We start from the raw sequence: 16147 nt of genomic DNA on the forward strand, positions 1-16147 counted from the left end.
CCTTATACGCGGTCAGCCGCTCCATCCCTCAACCCTTCGGCCAATTTGTTGCGTGCGCGGTAGAGGCGCGTTTCGACCGCCTTCTCGCTGATGCCCAATATCTGCGCGGCCTCCGCCTGGCTCACCCCCTCTAATGTGCGCAGCACCAGCACATCCTTGAGATTGCCTGGGAGGGCGGCGATGGCTGCATGGATATGCGCCAGTTCCGCTTGCGATCCGACCGCCTCCTCGGGCGTCGGCAGGTTGTCCGCGACGGCGGTCGCTTCCTCGATCGGCCGCGCGAAGGTGAAGAAGCGCCGCACCGCCCTGCGCCGCGCCCAATCACGGCATTTGTTGACGGCAATCCGCGCTATCCACAGTCGAAAGGGTCGCGTGCCGTCATAGCGGGCAAGGGCGGTGAAGGCGGAGATGAACGTCTCCTGCGTGATGTCGAGCGCCTCTGTCGCATCACCGACATGCCCCCGCGCCACCCGGAACACAGCTTCCCGATGGCGGCGCATCAATTCGCCATAGGCGCTTTGCTGCCCGGCGAGCGCCAGCGCGGCCAGTTCCGCATCGCTGCATCGGGCCAGCGAAGCGTTCACCGATCCGGCGGAACCGCGGCTGGCCGGGTCAGCGCATTGACGACAGCGGCATCAAACTGCGCCGCCTGATCCGGTCGCAGCAAAGCACGCATGGCGAAGATATGCTTCAGCGTCTCCTTCTGCAGCATTCCCATGACATGGTGCGAGCGATCGACGGCTTCCGCCACCTTCGGGCCATAGCCATGTTCGGCCGCGATCGCCTGCGCCAGTCGCGCATTGTCGGCGCGCATCTCCGCCTCCAACGACGCGCGGCGTTGGGCAAAATCGCTCTCCAACGCGTGAATGCGCTGCTCCTGCGCCGGATCGAGCCTGAGCTTTTCGTGGATCAGGGCGTGGACCTCGCTCTCCACGCGCGGTTCCGGTGCTATCCAGACCCTTGCCACCAGCACCGCCGCCAGCGCCGCTGCAAAGGCGACAAGCGCCACCAGCCCGTAGCGGGCGATTCCCTTCATGCCCCAACCCCTCTTATGGCCCACCCCCTCATGTGCCGCCCGCGCATGGCTCACTGCCCCAGCAGGCGCGATGGCGCGTAATCCGACATACCGATGATCGCGGGCCGTGATGCGGCCTGCGCGGGACTGCCCGGTACCAGGCTGCCCGCCCATCCGATGCCGATCGCGACTATCCCGGCCAGGGCGAGGCTGCGGCGCGCCACGGCCCGTTCGCGGCGCCGGGCGACACCGGCCATCACCGCATCCTCCAGCGCTTCCAGACGGGGGTCGGCGGGGATATGCCGCATGCGGGCGGCCACCTGGCCCAGCAGCTGATCGAGGTCGCTCATCACTTGCACTCCACAGGGCGATTTCCGGCCGGCCTCATCCGGCAGTGGGGAAAATCTCGATGCACAACAAAATAGTCTCGCCGACAATACGCAGGCCGGGCAAAGACCCCTCATGCAAATTCGCATGCGGCGGCCCGCAATTTAATGAAGGAGGACGCCGGAACATCAGGCGACCCGTCCTAGAGTTCCCCCCTCGCCCGGCGGATCTCAAACCATTTGCGGACATTCTCATTATGCTCCTGCAGCGTATCCGCGAAGATATGTCCGCCCTTCCCATCCGCGACGAAGTAGAGCGCCTTCGTCTCCGCCGGGTGCAGGACCGCCAGGATGGACAGGCGTCCGGGATTGGCGATCGGTCCCTTGGGCAGGCCGATCATCGCATATGTATTATAATCGTTGACCGCCGCGATTTCCGACTTTCTGATCCGCCGGCCAAGCGGCTTGCCCCTGGTGATCGGATAGATGATCGTCGGATCGGCCTGCAACATCATGCGCGCCTTCAGCCGATTGCCGTATACACCGGCGACGGTCGGCCGCTCCGCGGGCACCGCCGTTTCCTTCTCGACGATGCTGGCCAGGACAATGGCTTCCTTCGGTGTCCTGGCGGCGGTGTTCGGCGCCCTTTCGGCCCACATTTTGGCCAGGGTCCTGTTCATCGCATCCTGCATCCGCTTCAGAACCACCGCCCGGCTTTCGCCCTTGTCGAAGGCATAGCTGTCAGGCAGCACACTGCCTTCCGCCGGCACGGATATGTCGCCGGTCAGTTCCTCATTCGCCATCAGCCGTTCGTGCACCAATATGGAGGGCATCCCCTCCGGTATGGTCACGAGCCGGGTCAGCGTCTTGCCGCCGCCCAGGATACGGAAGATGTCGGAGTTGCTGGCACCCTGGGGGATCAGGAATTCCCCGGCCTTGATCGACTTGCCCCGACCGAAGACCTTGGCCCGCGTCAGGAACGCGTCGGCCGAGCGCACCGCGCCCTTCTGTTTCAGGAGAATGGCCGCGTCCGCGATGGTCGCACCTTCGGGCACGACGATGGTGATGTCCTTCGTCGCCGGCCCTGCCTCGGTCCAGCCATAGACAAATCGGAAAGCGATGAAAGCGGCGACGGCCAGGCCGATCAGCACCATGCCAAAGCCAAGCCGCCGCATCCCGGGTGCCTCAGACCGCCTTCATGATGAGCGAGGCATTGGTGCCGCCGAAGCCGAACGAATTGTTCAGCACCGCGCGCACCTTGCGCTCCTTGGCGACATGCGGAACCAGGTCGACGCCCTTGCAGCTTTCGCTCGGCTCGTCGAGGTTCAGCGTCGGCGGGACGATCTGGTCACGGAGCGCCAGGATGCAGAAGATGCTCTCCACCGCGCCCGCGCCGCCCAGCAGGTGGCCGATCGCCGACTTGGTCGAACTCATCGACATGGTGCCCAGATGTTCGCCGAACAGCCGCTTCACCGCGCCCAGTTCCAGCTCGTCGCCCAGCGGGGTCGAGGTGCCGTGCGCGTTTACATAGTCGATGTCGGCAAGGCTGAGGCCCGACTTTTTGAGGGCCATTTCCATCGAGCGATAGCCGCCACTGCCTTCGGGATGGGGCGCCGTGACGTGATAGGCGTCGCCCGACAGGCCATAACCGATCACCTCCGCATAGATTTTCGCGCCGCGCGCCTTGGCCCGCTCATATTCTTCCAGAACGACGACGCCGGCGCCCTCGCCCATGACAAAGCCGTCGCGGTTGACGTCATAGGGCCGCGAGGCCTTTTCCGGCGCGTCGTTGAAGGCGGTCGACAGCGCGCGGGCCTGCGCGAAGCCGGCGATGCCGATCGGGCAGATCGCGCTTTCCGCGCCGCCCGCCAGCATCACGTCGGCATCATCCATCGCGATCATGCGCGCGGCATCGCCAATGGAATGGGCGCCGGTGGAGCAGGCCGTCACGACGGCATGATTGGGGCCCATCAGGCCATATTTGATCGACACCTGCCCAGAGATCAGGTTGATGAGCCGTCCATGGACGAAATGCGGGCTGACCCTGCCCGGTCCCTTGTTCGCCAGCACCAGCGATTCGCTTTCAATGCCCGGCAGGCCTCCAATGCCAGAACCGATGGAGCAGCCGGCGCGCAGCCGCTCCTCCTCGCTCATATTGTCAAGGCCGGCGTCGCGCAGCGCCTGGCTGGCGGCGGAAATGCCGAAGACGATGAACGGGTCGACCTGCCGCTGGATCTTGTGATCGACATCAAGGCCGGCGTCATAGCCATATTCATGATCGGCCGGCTTCACCTCACAGGCGATGCGGCACTTATATTCGCTGGCGTCGAAGCGGGTGATCGTCGCCGCGCCGGATTTGGAAGCGATGATATTCTTCCAGGTCGTTTCCACATCCCCGCCAAGCGGGCTGACCATGCCAAGGCCGGTGACGACAACACGACGCATATGCTTGCTCCGAAAATTCTTCTTTGGCTCAACGCCGTTCATCTAGCCATTCAAGACGGTCTTGTGAACGGGGAGCAGATACGAAAAGGCTCCCCAAGACCCGGTTTTGCCGGACAGGAGGAGCCATTTCCTTTTAAAACGCTGCGCCCGCCCGATGTCGGGCAGGCCGCCAGACGTTCTTACTGCTTGCTGTCGATATAATCGATGGCGTCCTTGACGGTGGCGATCTTCTCCGCCGCATCGTCAGGGATTTCGACGCCGAACTCTTCCTCGAACGCCATCACCAGCTCAACGATGTCCAGGCTGTCAGCGCCCAGATCGTCGATGAAGCTTGCATCCTCGGTCACCTTTTCGGCTTCGACGCCCAGATGCTCGACGACGATTTTCTTTACGCGATCCGCGGTCTCACTCATGAGTGGTCCTTCTTACTGGGTATCGTTGATGGTTCTGAATATTTGTTAAGGCATGCCCTAGAGGCAAGCCCAACGAGAGGCAAGAGGCAAGAAACAATCGGATGGCATCGCCCCACCTGCATTCGACTCGCCGGTCCCGATGGCACAAGGCCGCCATTTTGCAAATGCCGAAAATTTCCGGGCGATGGACATGAGCCCGCGTCTTGCGCTTCCGTGCCCTTCAGATCATCGCCATGCCGCCGTTCACGTGCAGCGTCTGGCCGGTGACATAGCCCGCTTCCTTGCTGGCGAGATAGACGACGGCCGCGCCGATATCCTCGCCCGTGCCCAGATCGCCGGCCGGGATCCTGGCCAGGATCGCGCCCTTCTGCGCATCGTTCAGCGCGTCGGTCATGGCGGATCGGATGAAGCCGGGCGCGACGCAGTTCACGGTGATCCCGCGGCTCGCCAGTTCCTGGCCCAGCGACTTGGACATGCCGATGATGCCCGCCTTGGACGCGGCATAGTTGGCCTGCCCCGGATTGCCGGTGACCCCCACGACCGAAGTGATCGAGATGATGCGGCCGAAACGCGCCTTCATCATCGGCTTGGCGGCGGCGCGGGCCAGACGGAAGGCAGCCTCCAGATTGACGGCGATCACGTCGGACCATTCATCGTCCTTCATGCGCAGGATCAGGTTGTCGCGGGTGATGCCGGCATTGTTGACGAGAATGTCGATCTTGCCGCCCAGCGCCTCCACTGCCTGGCCGACCAGTCCGTCGACCGCCGCGGGATCGCCGAGGTTGCAGACCAGCGTCCTGTGATCGCCGCCCAGTTCCGCGGCAAAGGCCTTCAGCTTCTCCTCATTGCTGCCCGAAAGGGCGAGCGTGGCGCCCTGCGCCGCGAGGGCCCTTGCAATGGCGGAGCCGATGCCCCCCGAAGCGCCAGTCACCAGCGCGGTCATGCCTGTCAGATCGAACATGTCAGTCTCCCTTGAAGTTCGGCGCCCGGCGTTCGAAAAAGGCGTCGATCGCCTCATCATGATCCGCCGTCGCATGGGCCAGCGCCTGCATCGCGCCCGCCATTTCCATGATCTGGTTCAATTCCGCCGTCTGCGCCGCGCGCAGCAGCCGCTTGGTCATCCGCGTCGCATGGGGCGGATTGGCCGCGATCCTGTCGGCGACCTTGCGGGCGGCGGCGAGCAGATCGCCATCCGGCACCACCTCGCTCACCAACCCGATCCGCAGCGCCTCTTCGGCATCGATGGTCTCGCCGGTCAGCGCCAGTTCCGAAGCCTTGGAAAAGCCGATGATGCGCGGCAGCAGCCACGCGCCGCCATCGCCGGAGATTATGCCCAGCTTGACGAAGGACTCGGCGAATCTGGCCGACTGCGCCGCGATCCTGACATCGCACATCAGGGCCAGGTCGCAGCCCGCGCCCATGGCCGGGCCGTTGACCGCCGCGATCACCGGCAGTTCGAGCGCCTGGAACAGCAGCGGCAGCCGCTGGATTCCCGCCCGGTAATTGCGCCGCGTCTGCGCCGGCAGTGATGCGCGCAGGCCGCCGGCGTCGGGGCGCATCGCATTGAGGTCCCCGCCCGAGGAAAAGGCGCTTCCCGCGCCTGTCAGTATCGCCACATGCACCGACAGGTCGCGCTCCGCCTCCTCGAACAAGGCGCAAAGGGCATCGACCATCGCCGGATCGGAGATCGGATTGCGCCGATCGGGCATGTTCAGCGTGACCGTCAACACGGCCCCATCGCGGCTGGTCAGGATGGGAGCGGCGTTCGCATCGCTTCCCTTGTCGTTGCTCACAATGCCCCCAATGCCGCCTCTACATCGTCCATCGTCACGATGCTGCGGACCGTGGCGTCGGGCGCTATCCGCTTGACCATCGGACCCAGCACCTTGCCGCCCAGCTCGACGAATTCGGTGACGCCCGCATCCCACATGGCGGCGACGGATTCGCGCCAGCGCACGCGGCCCGTCACCTGCTCGACAAGGCGCAGCTTGATTTCCTCCGGATCGGCGATCGCGCTTGCGAGCACATTGGCATAGACCGGCAGCAGCGGCGTGTTGATCGGGGCATTGCCCAGCGCCTGCGCCATCACATCGGCGGCCGGCTGCATCAGCGGGCAGTGGAAGGGCGCCGACACGGGCAGCAGCACGCCGCGCTTGATGCCATGCTCCTTCACCAGGGCGACGGCGCGCTCGATCGCGCCGCGATGGCCGGAAATCACCACCTGCGTCGGATCATTGTCATTAGCGACGGTGCAGACCTCGCCCTCGGCGGCGGCCTCCGCCAGCGCCTGCGCCTTTTCGATGTCGGCGCCCAGCAGCGCCGCCATGGCGCCCTCGCCAACCGGCACAGCGGCCTGCATCGCCTGCCCGCGCAGCTTCAGCAGCCTGGCAGTGGTGCCGATATCGAACGCTTCGGCGGCACAGAGGGCGCTATATTCGCCCAGCGAGTGGCCGGCGACGAAATCGCCCTTTTCGGCCAGGGAGAAACCGCCTTCCTTCTGCATCACCCGCAGCGTCGCCAATGCATTGGCCATGATCGCGGGCTGCGCATTTTCCGTGAGCGTCAGGTCGCTTTCCGGACCTTCCACCATGATGCGGAACAAATGCTGCGACAGAGCGTCGTCGACCTCCTGAAACAGCTCCTTCGCGGCCGGGCTCGCGTCTGCCAGCGCCTTGCCCATGCCGACCGACTGACTGCCCTGCCCCGGAAAAAGAAATGCCCTCATCATCCACCTTCTACATGCGCGCGCCTGCAAAAGCGCAATTTTTCAAAGTCGTTACACTTTGAGACACAAACACCGTTGAGGCACCCGGCCCAATTCGGCAGTTCTATTTGGTGGACCGCCTTTAACGATGACGGAGTTTAAGGAAAAGGTGCGATATCGCATTGCATGGATCGCGGGAACCGCGCTGGTCCTGTCGGGCTGCGCGGCCGGTCCCGATTATCGCGCCCCCGCTCCCGCGTCGCTTGGCGTGCCGGCCACCTATATGGAGGGCGCCGCCGCTCCGGTCGACGAGGCGGAGCTTGCCACCTGGTGGAGGCGCCTCGACGATCCGGCGCTCAGTGCCCTTATCGACCAGGCGATCGCCGGCAACCTGGATATCGTGCAGGCGCAGGCGCGCCTTCGCCAGGCGCGGGAGTCGTTGCGGCAGGCGCGCGCCGCCTTCCTGCCGCAGGTGAACGGTTCGGCCAGCGGCGGACGCAATTACAGCAGCCGCGACGCGGGCGGGCGGCTGGACCCCAGCGGCAATCCCATCGGCGGCGGCGGGTCAAACTGGTCGAGCAGCTATTCGGTCAGCGCCAGTGCAAGCTGGCAGGTCGACCTGTTCGGCGAGCTTTCCCGGTCGGCCGAAGCGGCGCGGGCCGATCTCGCCGCCTCCGGCTACGACCTCGCCAATGTGCGGGCGACGATCATTTCCGAACTCGTCACCAACTATGTGCAGGCGCGCCTGGCGCAGGCGCAGTTGCGCGTCGCGCGCGAGACGCAGGCGATCCAGCGCGACAATTACGACATCGCCAACTGGCGGCTCCAGGCAGGCCTCGTCTCCTCGCTCGACGCGGAGCAGGCGCGGGCGCAACTGGCGCAGACCAACGCGACCGTGCCCCAGCTTGAGGCCAGCCTCCGAGGCAGCCTCAACCGCATTGCCGTGCTCACGGGCCAGGCTCCTGGCGAGGCGACCCGGAGCCTTGAAACCCCCGCCCCGATCCCCGCTGCCTCCACGCAGATCACAACCGGCATTCCAGCGGACACGCTGCGCCAGCGCCCCGACGTGCGTTCCGCCGAGCGGGCGCTGGCAGCCGCGACCGCGCGCATCGGCGTGGCGCAGGCGCGGCTTTACCCTTCGCTGGGGTTGAGCGGCAATATCGGCACCACTTCGAACAGTTTCAAAGACCTGTTCAGCCTGATCACCGGCGGCGTCTTTGCCAATGTGGCGCAGGTCATCTTCGATGGCGGCCGCCTGGCGTCGCAGGTGCGTTCGCAGCGGGCCGCCACCGACGCTGCCTTCGCCGCCTACAAGCAGACGGTGCTGACCGCGCTGGAGGATGTGGAGAATGCCATGGCATCGCTGTCGAGCGCCCGCGCCCGCAAGGCGGAGTTCTCGACCGCCTATGAAGCGTCGAACAACGCCGCGATCCTGGCGCGCAGCCAGTATCAGGCGGGCCTGATCGACTTCCAGACGCTGTCCCAGAGCGAGAACAGCCTTTTGAACGCGCGCAACAGCCTTGCCAGCGCGCAATCCGACGAGGTCCTTGGCCTTGCCCAGCTCTACAATGCGCTGGGCGGCGGCTGGCAGAACATGGAAAATCGCCCCAATGAGTAACGATGTGACCAGCGATCAGGACCTCAACGACTTTCTGGGGGCGCGCCCCCAGAAGCCGTGGCGCAAATGGGCGGTGCGCGGCGCCGTCGGCGTCGCCCTGCTGATCCTCGTCCTGCTGCTTGCGCGATGCTTTTCGGGGGACGACAAGCCGAGCTATGCGACGCGCGAGGTGCGGAAGGGCGACCTTACCGTCTCCGTTTCCGCAACCGGCAATCTGAAGCCCATCAACCAGGTCGATGTCGGTTCCGAACAATCGGGCAAGATCACGGCGGTCTATGTCGACGTGAACGATCGCGTGACCAAGGGACAGAAGCTGGCCGAACTTGACACCCGGCGGCTGGTCGACGCGATCAACCAGAACCGCGCGCAGCTTTCTTCCTCGCAGGCCAGCGTGGCGCAGGCGGAAGCGCAGGCGGCGCTGGCCAAGGCGACGCTGGACCGCCAGCTCAACGTCTTCAGGCTCTCGGGCGGACGCGTTCCCGCCAAGACGGAACTGGACGCCGCCCGCGCGGACTACAGTTCCGCGCTCGCCAATCTGCGCTCGGCGCAGGCGCAGGTGCACGTTTCGCAGGCCCAGCTTTCCACGGCCCAGACCAATCTTTCCATCGCGCAGATCGTATCGCCGGTGACCGGCGTCGTGCTGTCCCGCGATATAGAGCCGGGCCAGACCGTCGCCGCCTCGCTCAACGCGCCGGTGCTCTTCACCATTGCGGAAGACCTGACACAGATGGAGGTCGAGGTTTCGGTGGACGAGGCGGATGTCGGACAGGTGAAGGATGGCCAGAGCGCCAATTTCTCCGTCGACGCCTTCCCCGGCCGCACCTTTCCGGCAAGGGTGACGCGGGTCAATGTCGGCTCCAACAGCGCCAGCAGCAGTTCGTCCTCCTCGTCGGGCAGCAGCACGGCCAGCAGCACGGCGGGAGCGGTGGTGGCCTATACGGCTGTGCTGTCAGTGGACAACAAGGACGAGATATTGCGCCCCGGCATGACCGCGACCGCCGACATCGTGACGCAGGAACTGCATGACGTGCTGCTCGTCCCCAACAGCGCGCTCCGCTTCAAGCCCAGCGCGGGCAAGAATGACGGCGGCATCACCAGCCAGATCATCCCCGGTCCCCGCCGTTTCCGCCGGGGCGGGGCGAGCCGGCAGGTCAGCTTCGGAATGGGCAGCAGCCAGACCGTCTACGTCATCGGCGAGGACGGCAACCCCAAGGCGGCGCAGGTGACCGTCGGCGCGAGCGATGGCGCGCGTACCGTCATCACCGGCGGCGACCTCAAGCCCGGCATGCGCGTCATCACGGGCCAGCTTGCCAGCGGCCAGCAAGCCCCGGCAGAGGATCAGGCCAATGGCGGCCCGCAGGGTGGATCGCAGGCCGGGGGGCCGCGTGACCGCAACCGCAGGTCAGACGGTGGCACGTCCACCGACGGCAGCCCCGCCACCGTCAGCAAGCTCGGCAATTCGGGCGACGGGAAGCCGGAAACCGCCCCCGTCGCGCCGGCTGCGCCCCAGGGCCCGACCCGCGAACCGCGTGGCTCCGGCCGCCAGAGCGGAACCTGACGCCCATGGCGACAGACCCGATCATCTCCCTTCGCGGCGTCACCAAGATCTACGGATCCGGACCCACGGCGTTTCAGGCGCTGAAGGGCATCGACCTCGACATCACGCAGGGCGATTTCGTGGCGGTCATGGGGCCGTCCGGTTCCGGCAAGTCGACGACGATGAACATATTGGGCTGCCTCGACGTGCCTTCCGGCGGATCGTTCCTGTTCAAGGGCCGCCATGTCGAAACGCTGGACCGCGATCAACGCGCCCTGCTGCGCCGCCGTTATCTCGGCTTCGTGTTCCAGGGGTTCAACCTTCTTTCCCGCACTACCGCGCTGGAGAATGTAGAGCTGCCGCTGCTCTATCGCGGCGAGGACAAGAAGACCCGTTATGAGGCGGGCATGGCCGCGCTGGACAAGGTAGGCCTCAAGGACTGGTGGGACCACACGCCCGCCGAACTGTCCGGCGGCCAGCAGCAGCGCGTCGCCATTGCCCGCGCCATCGTGACCCAGCCCGACGTGCTGCTGGCCGACGAACCGACCGGTAATCTGGATTCCGAACGATCGGTGGAGATCATGGAACTGCTGACCGATCTCAACCGCAATGGCGGCATCACCGTGCTGATGGTCACGCATGAACCGGACATGGCCGCCTTTGCGCGGACCATCGTCCATTTCAAGGACGGGCTGGTGGAACGCGTCGAGCAGGGGGTCACGGCGTGACCGGCTTCGCTCTATCTGTCGTTCCCGCAAGGGTGACGAAACTGCGCAAGGGCGCGCGCTGAAGATGCTGGGCACCACCGTCATCCTCGCCTTCCGCGCGATCAACCGGCACAAGCTGCGCAGCTTCCTCACCACGCTGGGCATCATCATCGGGGTGGCGGCGGTCGTCACCATGGTGACGCTGGGCAATGGCGCGACCGCCGCCGTACGCGAGCAGATCAGTTCGCTGGGCGCCAATGTGCTGCAGCTTCGCCCGGGACAGGGTTTCGGCCGGGGCGGCGGCGGCCCGCGCCCGCCCGACTTCAAGCCGGCCGACCTCACCGCCATCGAAAATCAGCTGACCGGCGTCCGCGCGGTCGCGCCGATGGTGCAGTCGAGCGGCACGGCAATCTATGAAGGCAGCAACTGGTCCACCACCGTCTATGGCACCACCGCCGCCTATTTCGAGGTGCAAAGCTGGAAGGCCGATACGGGCCGCCTCTTCATGCCGGAGGAGGAAGAGGCGGGAAAGCCCGTCTGCATCATCGGCAACACGGTGCGCACCAACCTGTTCCAGGGCAATGATCCCGTCGGCAAGCGCATGCGGATCAAGGGCGTTTCCTGCCAGGTGATCGGCGCGCTCGCCACGCGTGGCCAGGGCGGCTTCGGTGATCAGGACGACGTCGTCGTCATGCCGATCAAGTTCGTCCAGCGCCGTTTCACCGGCGACCGCGACATCAGCCAGATCATGGTCGCCGTGGACGACGCCTATGACACCAGTGTCGTCCAGACGAGCCTGGAGGAGCTCATGCGCGAGCGGCGCAAGATCAAGCCAGGGGCGGAGGACAATTTCAACGTCTTCGATACCAAGCAGATCAGCGACACGCTGACCGGCACCACCACCATATTGACGCAGATCGTGGCGGCGGTGGCGGCGATTTCCCTGCTGGTCGGCGGCATCGGCATCATGAACATCATGCTGGTGTCCGTCACCGAACGTACCCGCGAGATCGGCATCCGCCTTGCCATCGGCGCGGTCGCGCGCGAAGTGCTGATGCAGTTTCTGGTGGAGGCGATCGTGCTGTCCTGCCTGGGCGGGTTGATCGGCCTGTTCCTTGCGCTTGTCGCCTCCGTCGCCATAGCACCGCTGATGCAGGTGCCCTTCATCTTCGACGTGAAGGTGAATGCGATCGCCTTCCTCTTTTCTGCGGCGATCGGGGTTGTATTCGGCTATTTCCCGGCGCGCCGTGCCGCCGCGCTCAATCCCATAGACGCGCTGCGCCATGAATAGGTCGAGGCCAACAGAATAATCCTGAATGGAAGTTCAGCCCTATTCCCTTTCTGTTACAATTTCCGACACTCCTTGCTGGTCGATGGCACAAGCGTGCGACAAATAAATCCTACTTCTGCTTCAACGCCGGGACAGCCGGCGGCAAGATAGAAGAAGGAGCAAGTCCATGTTCAGGAAGTTTCTGGCGGCCCTGACCGCCACCACCATGATCGCAAGCCCCATGGTCGCCAGCCAGGCGCAGGCAGCACCCCAGAGAGAAGTGCATCAGGTGGTGAAGCATGGCCCCCACGGCCGCACCGTCACCAAGACCACGGTGGTCCGCAAGGACAATCATCGCCGCTGGGCGAAGGGCCAGCGCTTCGACCGCCGTTATGCGAGCAACTATCGCGTGATCGACAATTATCGCGGTTATCGCCTGCGCACGCCGCCGCGCGGTTATCACTGGGTCCGGTCGGGCAATGACGCCCTTCTGGTCGCGGTCACCAGCGGCATCATCGCCTCGGTCATCACCGGCGCGATCCGCTAGAGCGATTTCAAGGCGATCGGAACCGATCGCCGGTCGATAAGATCGGACCCCGGAGCCATGCTCCGGGGTCCGTCTAAACCCACCCTGTCAGATAATAGACCGCGATCACCATGAACACGGTGAAGGTCTTGATCAGGGTCAAGGCGAAAATGTCCTTATAGGCCTGCCGGTGGGTCAGGCCGGTCACGGCGAGCAAGGTTATGATGGCGCCATTATGCGGCAGGCTGTCCATGCCGCCGCTGGCCATCGATGCCACCCTGTGCAGCACCTCGCGCGGGATGCCCGCCGCATCGCCCACCGCGGCGAACTGTTCCGCCATGGCCGCCAGAGCGATGGACAGCCCACCCGAAGCCGAGCCGGTGATCCCGGCAAGCGAGGTCACGGTGATCGCCTCATTGATCAGCGGGTCGGGCACCGCCTTCAACGCTTCCTTCACGATCAGAAAGCCCGGCAGCGCGGCGATCACCGCGCCGAAGCCATATTCGACCGCCGTGTTCATCCCCGCCAGCAGCGCGCCGCCCACTGCTGCCTTTGCCCCATCGGCAAATCGCCGCGCCACCTGCGCGAAGGCGAAGAGCAGGATCGTTGCGATGCCCAGCAGCAATGCGCCCTCCACGGCCCAGAGGGCGGCGACCTGCGCCACCTTCACGGTGACGGGATCGGTCAAGCCGGCCAGCGACACGCTGACATCCGCCCCTGGCACCAGGCGCGGGATCAGCATGGTCAACGTCAGATTGCCCAATCCCACCACCAGCAGCGGCAGAAGGGCAATCAGCGGATGCGCGGCTCTCTCGCCCATGTCCGCTGCTTCGGGTTCGTTCAACAGCGTCTCGGGCGCGCCATAGCCCTCCCCCGCCGCGCGCATCGTCCGCCGACGCCAGCCCAGATAGGCGAGGCCCAGCCCCATGATGCAGGCAGATCCGATCAGCCCCAGCACCGGCGCGGCCCAGGCGGTCGTGCCGAAGAAGCTGGTGGGAATGATGTTCTGGATCTGCGGCGTTCCCGGCATCGCATCCATGGTGAAGGTGATGGCGCCAAGGCCGATGGTCGCGGGCACGAGCCGCTTGGGAATGTCGCCCTGCCGGAACATCTCCGCGGCGAAGGGATAGACGGCGAACACCGCGACAAAGACCGACACGCCGCCATAGGTCAGCAGCGCCGTCACCAGCATGATCGCCGGGATCGCGCGGTCGGCGCCCACCAGCCGGATCACGGCCGTCACGATCACCCGCGAGAAGCCCGAAATCTCGATCAGCTTCCCGAACAATGCGCCCAGCAGGAAAACGGGAAAGTAGAGCTTCAGGAAACTGCCGACCTTGTCCATGAACAGGCCGGAAAAGACCGCGGGCACGGCAGCAGGATCGGTCAGGAACACGGCCAGCATCGCCAGCAGCGGCGCCATCACGATGACGCTCATCCCCCGATAGGCCGCGATCATCAGCAAAATCAGCGAAAGCGCCGCGATCCCGACCGCCATCTACATTCCCCCCTTGCCAACCCGCATCCGTTCCTATCGCTCGATCGGGCCACCGCCTCGACGGAACGCCGAAGTGCTTTCTGTTTCTTGCCGACAAGGATAAGGGGAAGTAGACGGCTTCGACAAGCTCAAGGCCAACGGCGTATTTGCCGCATCCTTCTGCGCCAATCCATCCTTGCCTTTCCACCGCATTTCCGTCATAGGCGCCGCTTCGCACGGCTTGGGGTGACTCGCGGCCGCGCGGATGAATGCATTTGGACGACAGCCGGAGGGGCGTTCCACATGGGGTGGGCGTCAGCGATCGGCCAACAGATGAGGCAATACCCATGGCTCTTTACGAGCATGTGTTCCTTGCGCGCCAGGATCTGGCACAGGCGCAGGTGGACGCTCTGGCGGAAACCGCCACCAAGATCGTCGAGGAAAATGCTGGCAAGGTGACCAAGGTGGAAACCTGGGGCCTGCGCAGCCTCGCCTACAAGATCGCCAAGAACCGCAAGGCGCATTATGTGATGCTGAACATCGATGCCCCCGCCGGCGTCGTGGCGGAACTGGAGCGCCAGACCCAGATCAACGAAGACATCATCCGCTACATGACCATCAAGGTCGATGAGCTGGAAACCGGCCCGTCGGTCATGATGCGCAAGCAGGAACGCGCCGAGCGCGGTCCGCGCGGCGATCGTGGTGACCGCGGCGATCGTGGCCCGCGCCGCGAGCGCGAAGAAGCCGCCGGCGAATAAGGAGATCTGAATCATGGCACGCCCGTTTTTCCGCCGCCGCAAGAGCTGCCCCTTCGCCGCCAAGGATGCGCCGAAGATCGATTACAAGGACGTCCGTCTGCTGCAGGGCTTCGTGTCCGAGCGCGGCAAGATCGTCCCCAGCCGCATCACCGCGGTTTCCGCCAAGAAGCAGCGCGAGCTGGCCCAGGCCATCAAGCGCGCCCGTCACCTGGGCCTGCTGCCCTACATCGTGAAGTGAGGGAGTAAGACTCATGGAAATCATTCTCCTCGAACGGATCGAGAAGCTGGGCGCCATTGGTGACGTCGTCACCGTGAAGGACGGTTACGCCCGTAACTACCTGCTGCCCAACAAGAAGGCGCTGCGCTCCAACAACGCCAACAAGAAGGTCTTCGAAGCCAACCGCGCGAAGATCGAGGCCGACAACGCCGCCCGCCGCACGGACGCCGAAAAGGCTGCCGAAGGCGTGAACGGCAAGCAGATCGTCCTGATCCGCCAGTCGTCGAACGCCGGCCACCTCTACGGCTCGGTCGCCGTCCGTGACGTCGTCGAAGCGCTGCATGCCGAAGGCATCACCAACGTCACCAAGGCGATGGTCGTGCTGGAACGCCCGATCAAGACGCTGGGCGTGTTCGACGTCAAGGTCGCGCTGCACCCCGAAGTCGCCGTGACCATCACGGTGAACGTCGCCCGCTCGCCCGAAGAAGCCGAACTGCAGTCGCAGGGCGTCGACGTGATGGCCGATCTGTTCGAAAAGGACGAGAGCGGCTTTACCGAAGATTATGATCCGAATGCGGAACCCGGCGAAATCGCCGTGGAAGCCGAAGAAGCGCCGGCCGAAGAAGCCTGAGTTTCCCTTTCCGGACCAAAACAGAGAAGCCGCCCCTCACCGGGCGGCTTTTTTGTTGGGTCGTCGGCATCGACATGGAATAGCGAAAGGGATTTTCGAACGTCGACGGATCGACAGGGCGCATACATGAACCCTATTCTGACAAGGCGGCCGGGGGTGTAGCGGGACAGCCAGCCTTCCCTTCCGGCAGGCAACGCAGCAGGACGCCGGGAAGAGGACAGGCATTGCCCGACGGCAAATGAGGACGGGAGCGCAAGCATGAATGCCCGCGCTCCCGAAAGCTGATCCGCGGGAAAATCCCACTCGCCGTTCAAAGGCCGAGCCGACTCCAGAATTCGTCCGGCTTGAACGGAGCCGCGCCTTCGGCTGAACGATTGGCGCGGTTCCAGGAGGAATGCGGGATATGGATCTGCGGGCTGGCGCCGAACGGGCGCTGTCGGCGGGTGCGAATGGCATTCTGGGTCATCGTCTTCTCCTGTCGAGGAGGAACACGAAACCTGGCG

Annotated in this window: 19 protein-coding genes; 8 read left to right on the forward strand and 11 right to left on the reverse strand. The window is 64.8% G+C overall.

Annotated features, from left to right (window positions below; translation table 11 throughout):
* Window positions 1-2: 2 nt before the first annotated feature.
* The 9 genes from MRBLSP13_RS13620 to fabD all read right to left on the reverse strand — a co-directional run bounded on the left by MRBLSP13_RS13620 (window position 3) and on the right by fabD (window position 6924).
* On the reverse strand, window positions 3-584 hold the full coding sequence (locus MRBLSP13_RS13620; protein ID WP_363755000.1) for an RNA polymerase sigma factor: 582 nt from the start codon (window positions 582-584) through the stop codon (window positions 3-5).
* Window positions 581-1036 carry a periplasmic heavy metal sensor gene (locus MRBLSP13_RS13625; protein WP_363755002.1) on the reverse strand — a complete coding sequence of 152 codons (456 nt, stop codon included), beginning with the start codon at window positions 1034-1036 and terminating at the stop codon, window positions 581-583. The genes MRBLSP13_RS13620 and MRBLSP13_RS13625 overlap by 4 nt, the downstream gene beginning before the upstream one ends.
* 50 nt (window positions 1037-1086) lie before the next feature.
* Window positions 1087-1365 (reverse strand): hypothetical protein, encoded by a 279-nt coding sequence (locus MRBLSP13_RS13630; protein WP_363755004.1) that lies wholly within the window; start codon window positions 1363-1365, stop codon window positions 1087-1089.
* 179 nt (window positions 1366-1544) lie between these two features.
* The gene (gene mltG / locus MRBLSP13_RS13635; protein ID WP_363734510.1) at window positions 1545-2516 is read right to left on the reverse strand and encodes an endolytic transglycosylase MltG; all 972 of its coding nucleotides are present in this window, start codon (window positions 2514-2516) and stop codon (window positions 1545-1547) included.
* 10 nt (window positions 2517-2526) lie between these two features.
* Window positions 2527-3786 carry a beta-ketoacyl-ACP synthase II gene (fabF, locus tag MRBLSP13_RS13640; protein ID WP_363755006.1) on the reverse strand — a complete coding sequence of 420 codons (1260 nt, stop codon included), beginning with the start codon at window positions 3784-3786 and terminating at the stop codon, window positions 2527-2529.
* Window positions 3787-3965: 179 nt separating this feature from the next.
* A complete protein-coding gene (locus MRBLSP13_RS13645) occupies window positions 3966-4199 on the reverse strand; it encodes an acyl carrier protein (RefSeq protein WP_007689016.1) in 234 nt (77 codons plus the stop codon).
* A 220-nt stretch (window positions 4200-4419) separates the two neighbouring features.
* Window positions 4420-5160, reverse strand: coding sequence for a 3-oxoacyl-[acyl-carrier-protein] reductase (fabG, locus tag MRBLSP13_RS13650; RefSeq protein ID WP_363734508.1), 741 nt, complete (start codon window positions 5158-5160; stop codon window positions 4420-4422).
* A 1-nt stretch (window position 5161) separates the two neighbouring features.
* Window positions 5162-5992, reverse strand: coding sequence for a crotonase/enoyl-CoA hydratase family protein (locus MRBLSP13_RS13655; protein ID WP_133652307.1), 831 nt, complete (start codon window positions 5990-5992; stop codon window positions 5162-5164).
* Window positions 5989-6924 (reverse strand): ACP S-malonyltransferase, encoded by a 936-nt coding sequence (fabD, locus tag MRBLSP13_RS13660; RefSeq protein WP_363755264.1) that lies wholly within the window; start codon window positions 6922-6924, stop codon window positions 5989-5991. The genes MRBLSP13_RS13655 and fabD overlap by 4 nt, the downstream gene beginning before the upstream one ends.
* Window positions 6925-7051: 127 nt before the next feature.
* On the opposite strand from fabD, the gene MRBLSP13_RS13665 reads away from it, so the two are divergent.
* From MRBLSP13_RS13665 to MRBLSP13_RS13685, 5 genes are all read left to right on the forward strand, one after another.
* On the forward strand, window positions 7052-8521 hold the full coding sequence (locus tag MRBLSP13_RS13665) for an efflux transporter outer membrane subunit (protein ID WP_363755008.1): 1470 nt from the start codon (window positions 7052-7054) through the stop codon (window positions 8519-8521).
* Window positions 8514-10079: an efflux RND transporter periplasmic adaptor subunit gene (locus MRBLSP13_RS13670; RefSeq protein WP_363755010.1), complete on the forward strand. Its 1566-nt coding sequence runs from the start codon at window positions 8514-8516 to the stop codon at window positions 10077-10079. The genes MRBLSP13_RS13665 and MRBLSP13_RS13670 overlap by 8 nt, the downstream gene beginning before the upstream one ends.
* A 5-nt stretch (window positions 10080-10084) precedes the next feature.
* A complete protein-coding gene (locus MRBLSP13_RS13675; protein WP_133652310.1) occupies window positions 10085-10786 on the forward strand; it encodes an ABC transporter ATP-binding protein in 702 nt (233 codons plus the stop codon).
* 64 nt (window positions 10787-10850) lie between these two features.
* Window positions 10851-12056, forward strand: a complete 1206-nt coding sequence (locus tag MRBLSP13_RS13680) for an ABC transporter permease (RefSeq protein ID WP_363734504.1) — start codon at window positions 10851-10853, stop codon at window positions 12054-12056.
* Window positions 12057-12222: 166 nt separating this feature from the next.
* Window positions 12223-12582 carry an RcnB family protein gene (locus tag MRBLSP13_RS13685; RefSeq protein ID WP_363734503.1) on the forward strand — a complete coding sequence of 120 codons (360 nt, stop codon included), beginning with the start codon at window positions 12223-12225 and terminating at the stop codon, window positions 12580-12582.
* A gap of 73 nt (window positions 12583-12655) precedes the next feature.
* Here the strand turns inward: MRBLSP13_RS13685 and MRBLSP13_RS13690 are convergent, their stop codons facing one another.
* On the reverse strand, window positions 12656-14059 hold the full coding sequence (locus MRBLSP13_RS13690) for a GntP family permease (protein ID WP_363734502.1): 1404 nt from the start codon (window positions 14057-14059) through the stop codon (window positions 12656-12658).
* 326 nt (window positions 14060-14385) lie between these two features.
* Here MRBLSP13_RS13690 and rpsF point away from each other — a divergent pair, with 326 nt between their 5' ends.
* The 3 genes from rpsF to rplI are packed head-to-tail and all read left to right on the forward strand — an operon-like array spanning window position 14386 to window position 15644.
* Entirely contained in the window at window positions 14386-14796 is a 411-nt protein-coding gene (gene rpsF / locus MRBLSP13_RS13695) for a 30S ribosomal protein S6 (RefSeq protein ID WP_363734501.1), read from the forward strand.
* Between the two features lie 13 nt (window positions 14797-14809).
* The gene (gene rpsR / locus MRBLSP13_RS13700) at window positions 14810-15034 is read left to right on the forward strand and encodes a 30S ribosomal protein S18 (RefSeq protein ID WP_004212076.1); all 225 of its coding nucleotides are present in this window, start codon (window positions 14810-14812) and stop codon (window positions 15032-15034) included.
* A gap of 13 nt (window positions 15035-15047) precedes the next feature.
* Complete coding sequence (rplI, locus tag MRBLSP13_RS13705; RefSeq protein ID WP_133652315.1) at window positions 15048-15644, forward strand: 50S ribosomal protein L9; 597 nt, start codon at window positions 15048-15050, stop codon at window positions 15642-15644.
* A gap of 310 nt (window positions 15645-15954) precedes the next feature.
* Here rplI and MRBLSP13_RS13710 read toward each other — a convergent pair whose 3' ends face one another.
* Complete coding sequence (locus tag MRBLSP13_RS13710; protein WP_166666310.1) at window positions 15955-16110, reverse strand: hypothetical protein; 156 nt, start codon at window positions 16108-16110, stop codon at window positions 15955-15957.
* Between the last annotated feature and the right edge of the window lie 37 nt (window positions 16111-16147).

Origin of the sequence: Sphingobium sp. LSP13-1-1.1 (assembly GCF_040676415.1) — a bacterium.
Lineage (GTDB): Bacteria > Pseudomonadota > Alphaproteobacteria > Sphingomonadales > Sphingomonadaceae > Sphingobium.

Excerpts from the sequence above, each read along its gene's own strand:
- MRBLSP13_RS13625 (WP_363755002.1), bottom strand. The coding sequence starts at position 1,036 with ATGAAGGGAATCGCCCGCTACGGGCTGGTGGCGCTTGTCGCCTTTGCA.
- MRBLSP13_RS13630 (WP_363755004.1), bottom strand. The coding sequence starts at position 1,365 with ATGAGCGACCTCGATCAGCTGCTGGGCCAGGTGGCCGCCCGCATGCGG.
- mltG (WP_363734510.1), bottom strand. The coding sequence starts at position 2,516 with ATGCGGCGGCTTGGCTTTGGCATGGTGCTGATCGGCCTGGCCGTCGCC.
- fabF (WP_363755006.1), bottom strand. The coding sequence starts at position 3,786 with ATGCGTCGTGTTGTCGTCACCGGCCTTGGCATGGTCAGCCCGCTTGGC.
- MRBLSP13_RS13645 (WP_007689016.1), bottom strand. The coding sequence starts at position 4,199 with ATGAGTGAGACCGCGGATCGCGTAAAGAAAATCGTCGTCGAGCATCTG.
- fabG (WP_363734508.1), bottom strand. The coding sequence starts at position 5,160 with ATGTTCGATCTGACAGGCATGACCGCGCTGGTGACTGGCGCTTCGGGG.
- fabD (WP_363755264.1), bottom strand. The coding sequence starts at position 6,924 with ATGAGGGCATTTCTTTTTCCGGGGCAGGGCAGTCAGTCGGTCGGCATG.
- MRBLSP13_RS13665 (WP_363755008.1), top strand. The coding sequence starts at position 7,052 with ATGACGGAGTTTAAGGAAAAGGTGCGATATCGCATTGCATGGATCGCG.
- MRBLSP13_RS13670 (WP_363755010.1), top strand. The coding sequence starts at position 8,514 with ATGAGTAACGATGTGACCAGCGATCAGGACCTCAACGACTTTCTGGGG.
- MRBLSP13_RS13675 (WP_133652310.1), top strand. The coding sequence starts at position 10,085 with ATGGCGACAGACCCGATCATCTCCCTTCGCGGCGTCACCAAGATCTAC.
- MRBLSP13_RS13680 (WP_363734504.1), top strand. The coding sequence starts at position 10,851 with ATGCTGGGCACCACCGTCATCCTCGCCTTCCGCGCGATCAACCGGCAC.
- MRBLSP13_RS13685 (WP_363734503.1), top strand. The coding sequence starts at position 12,223 with ATGTTCAGGAAGTTTCTGGCGGCCCTGACCGCCACCACCATGATCGCA.
- MRBLSP13_RS13690 (WP_363734502.1), bottom strand. The coding sequence starts at position 14,059 with ATGGCGGTCGGGATCGCGGCGCTTTCGCTGATTTTGCTGATGATCGCG.
- rpsF (WP_363734501.1), top strand. The coding sequence starts at position 14,386 with ATGGCTCTTTACGAGCATGTGTTCCTTGCGCGCCAGGATCTGGCACAG.
- rpsR (WP_004212076.1), top strand. The coding sequence starts at position 14,810 with ATGGCACGCCCGTTTTTCCGCCGCCGCAAGAGCTGCCCCTTCGCCGCC.
- rplI (WP_133652315.1), top strand. The coding sequence starts at position 15,048 with ATGGAAATCATTCTCCTCGAACGGATCGAGAAGCTGGGCGCCATTGGT.
- MRBLSP13_RS13710 (WP_166666310.1), bottom strand. The coding sequence starts at position 16,110 with ATGACCCAGAATGCCATTCGCACCCGCCGACAGCGCCCGTTCGGCGCC.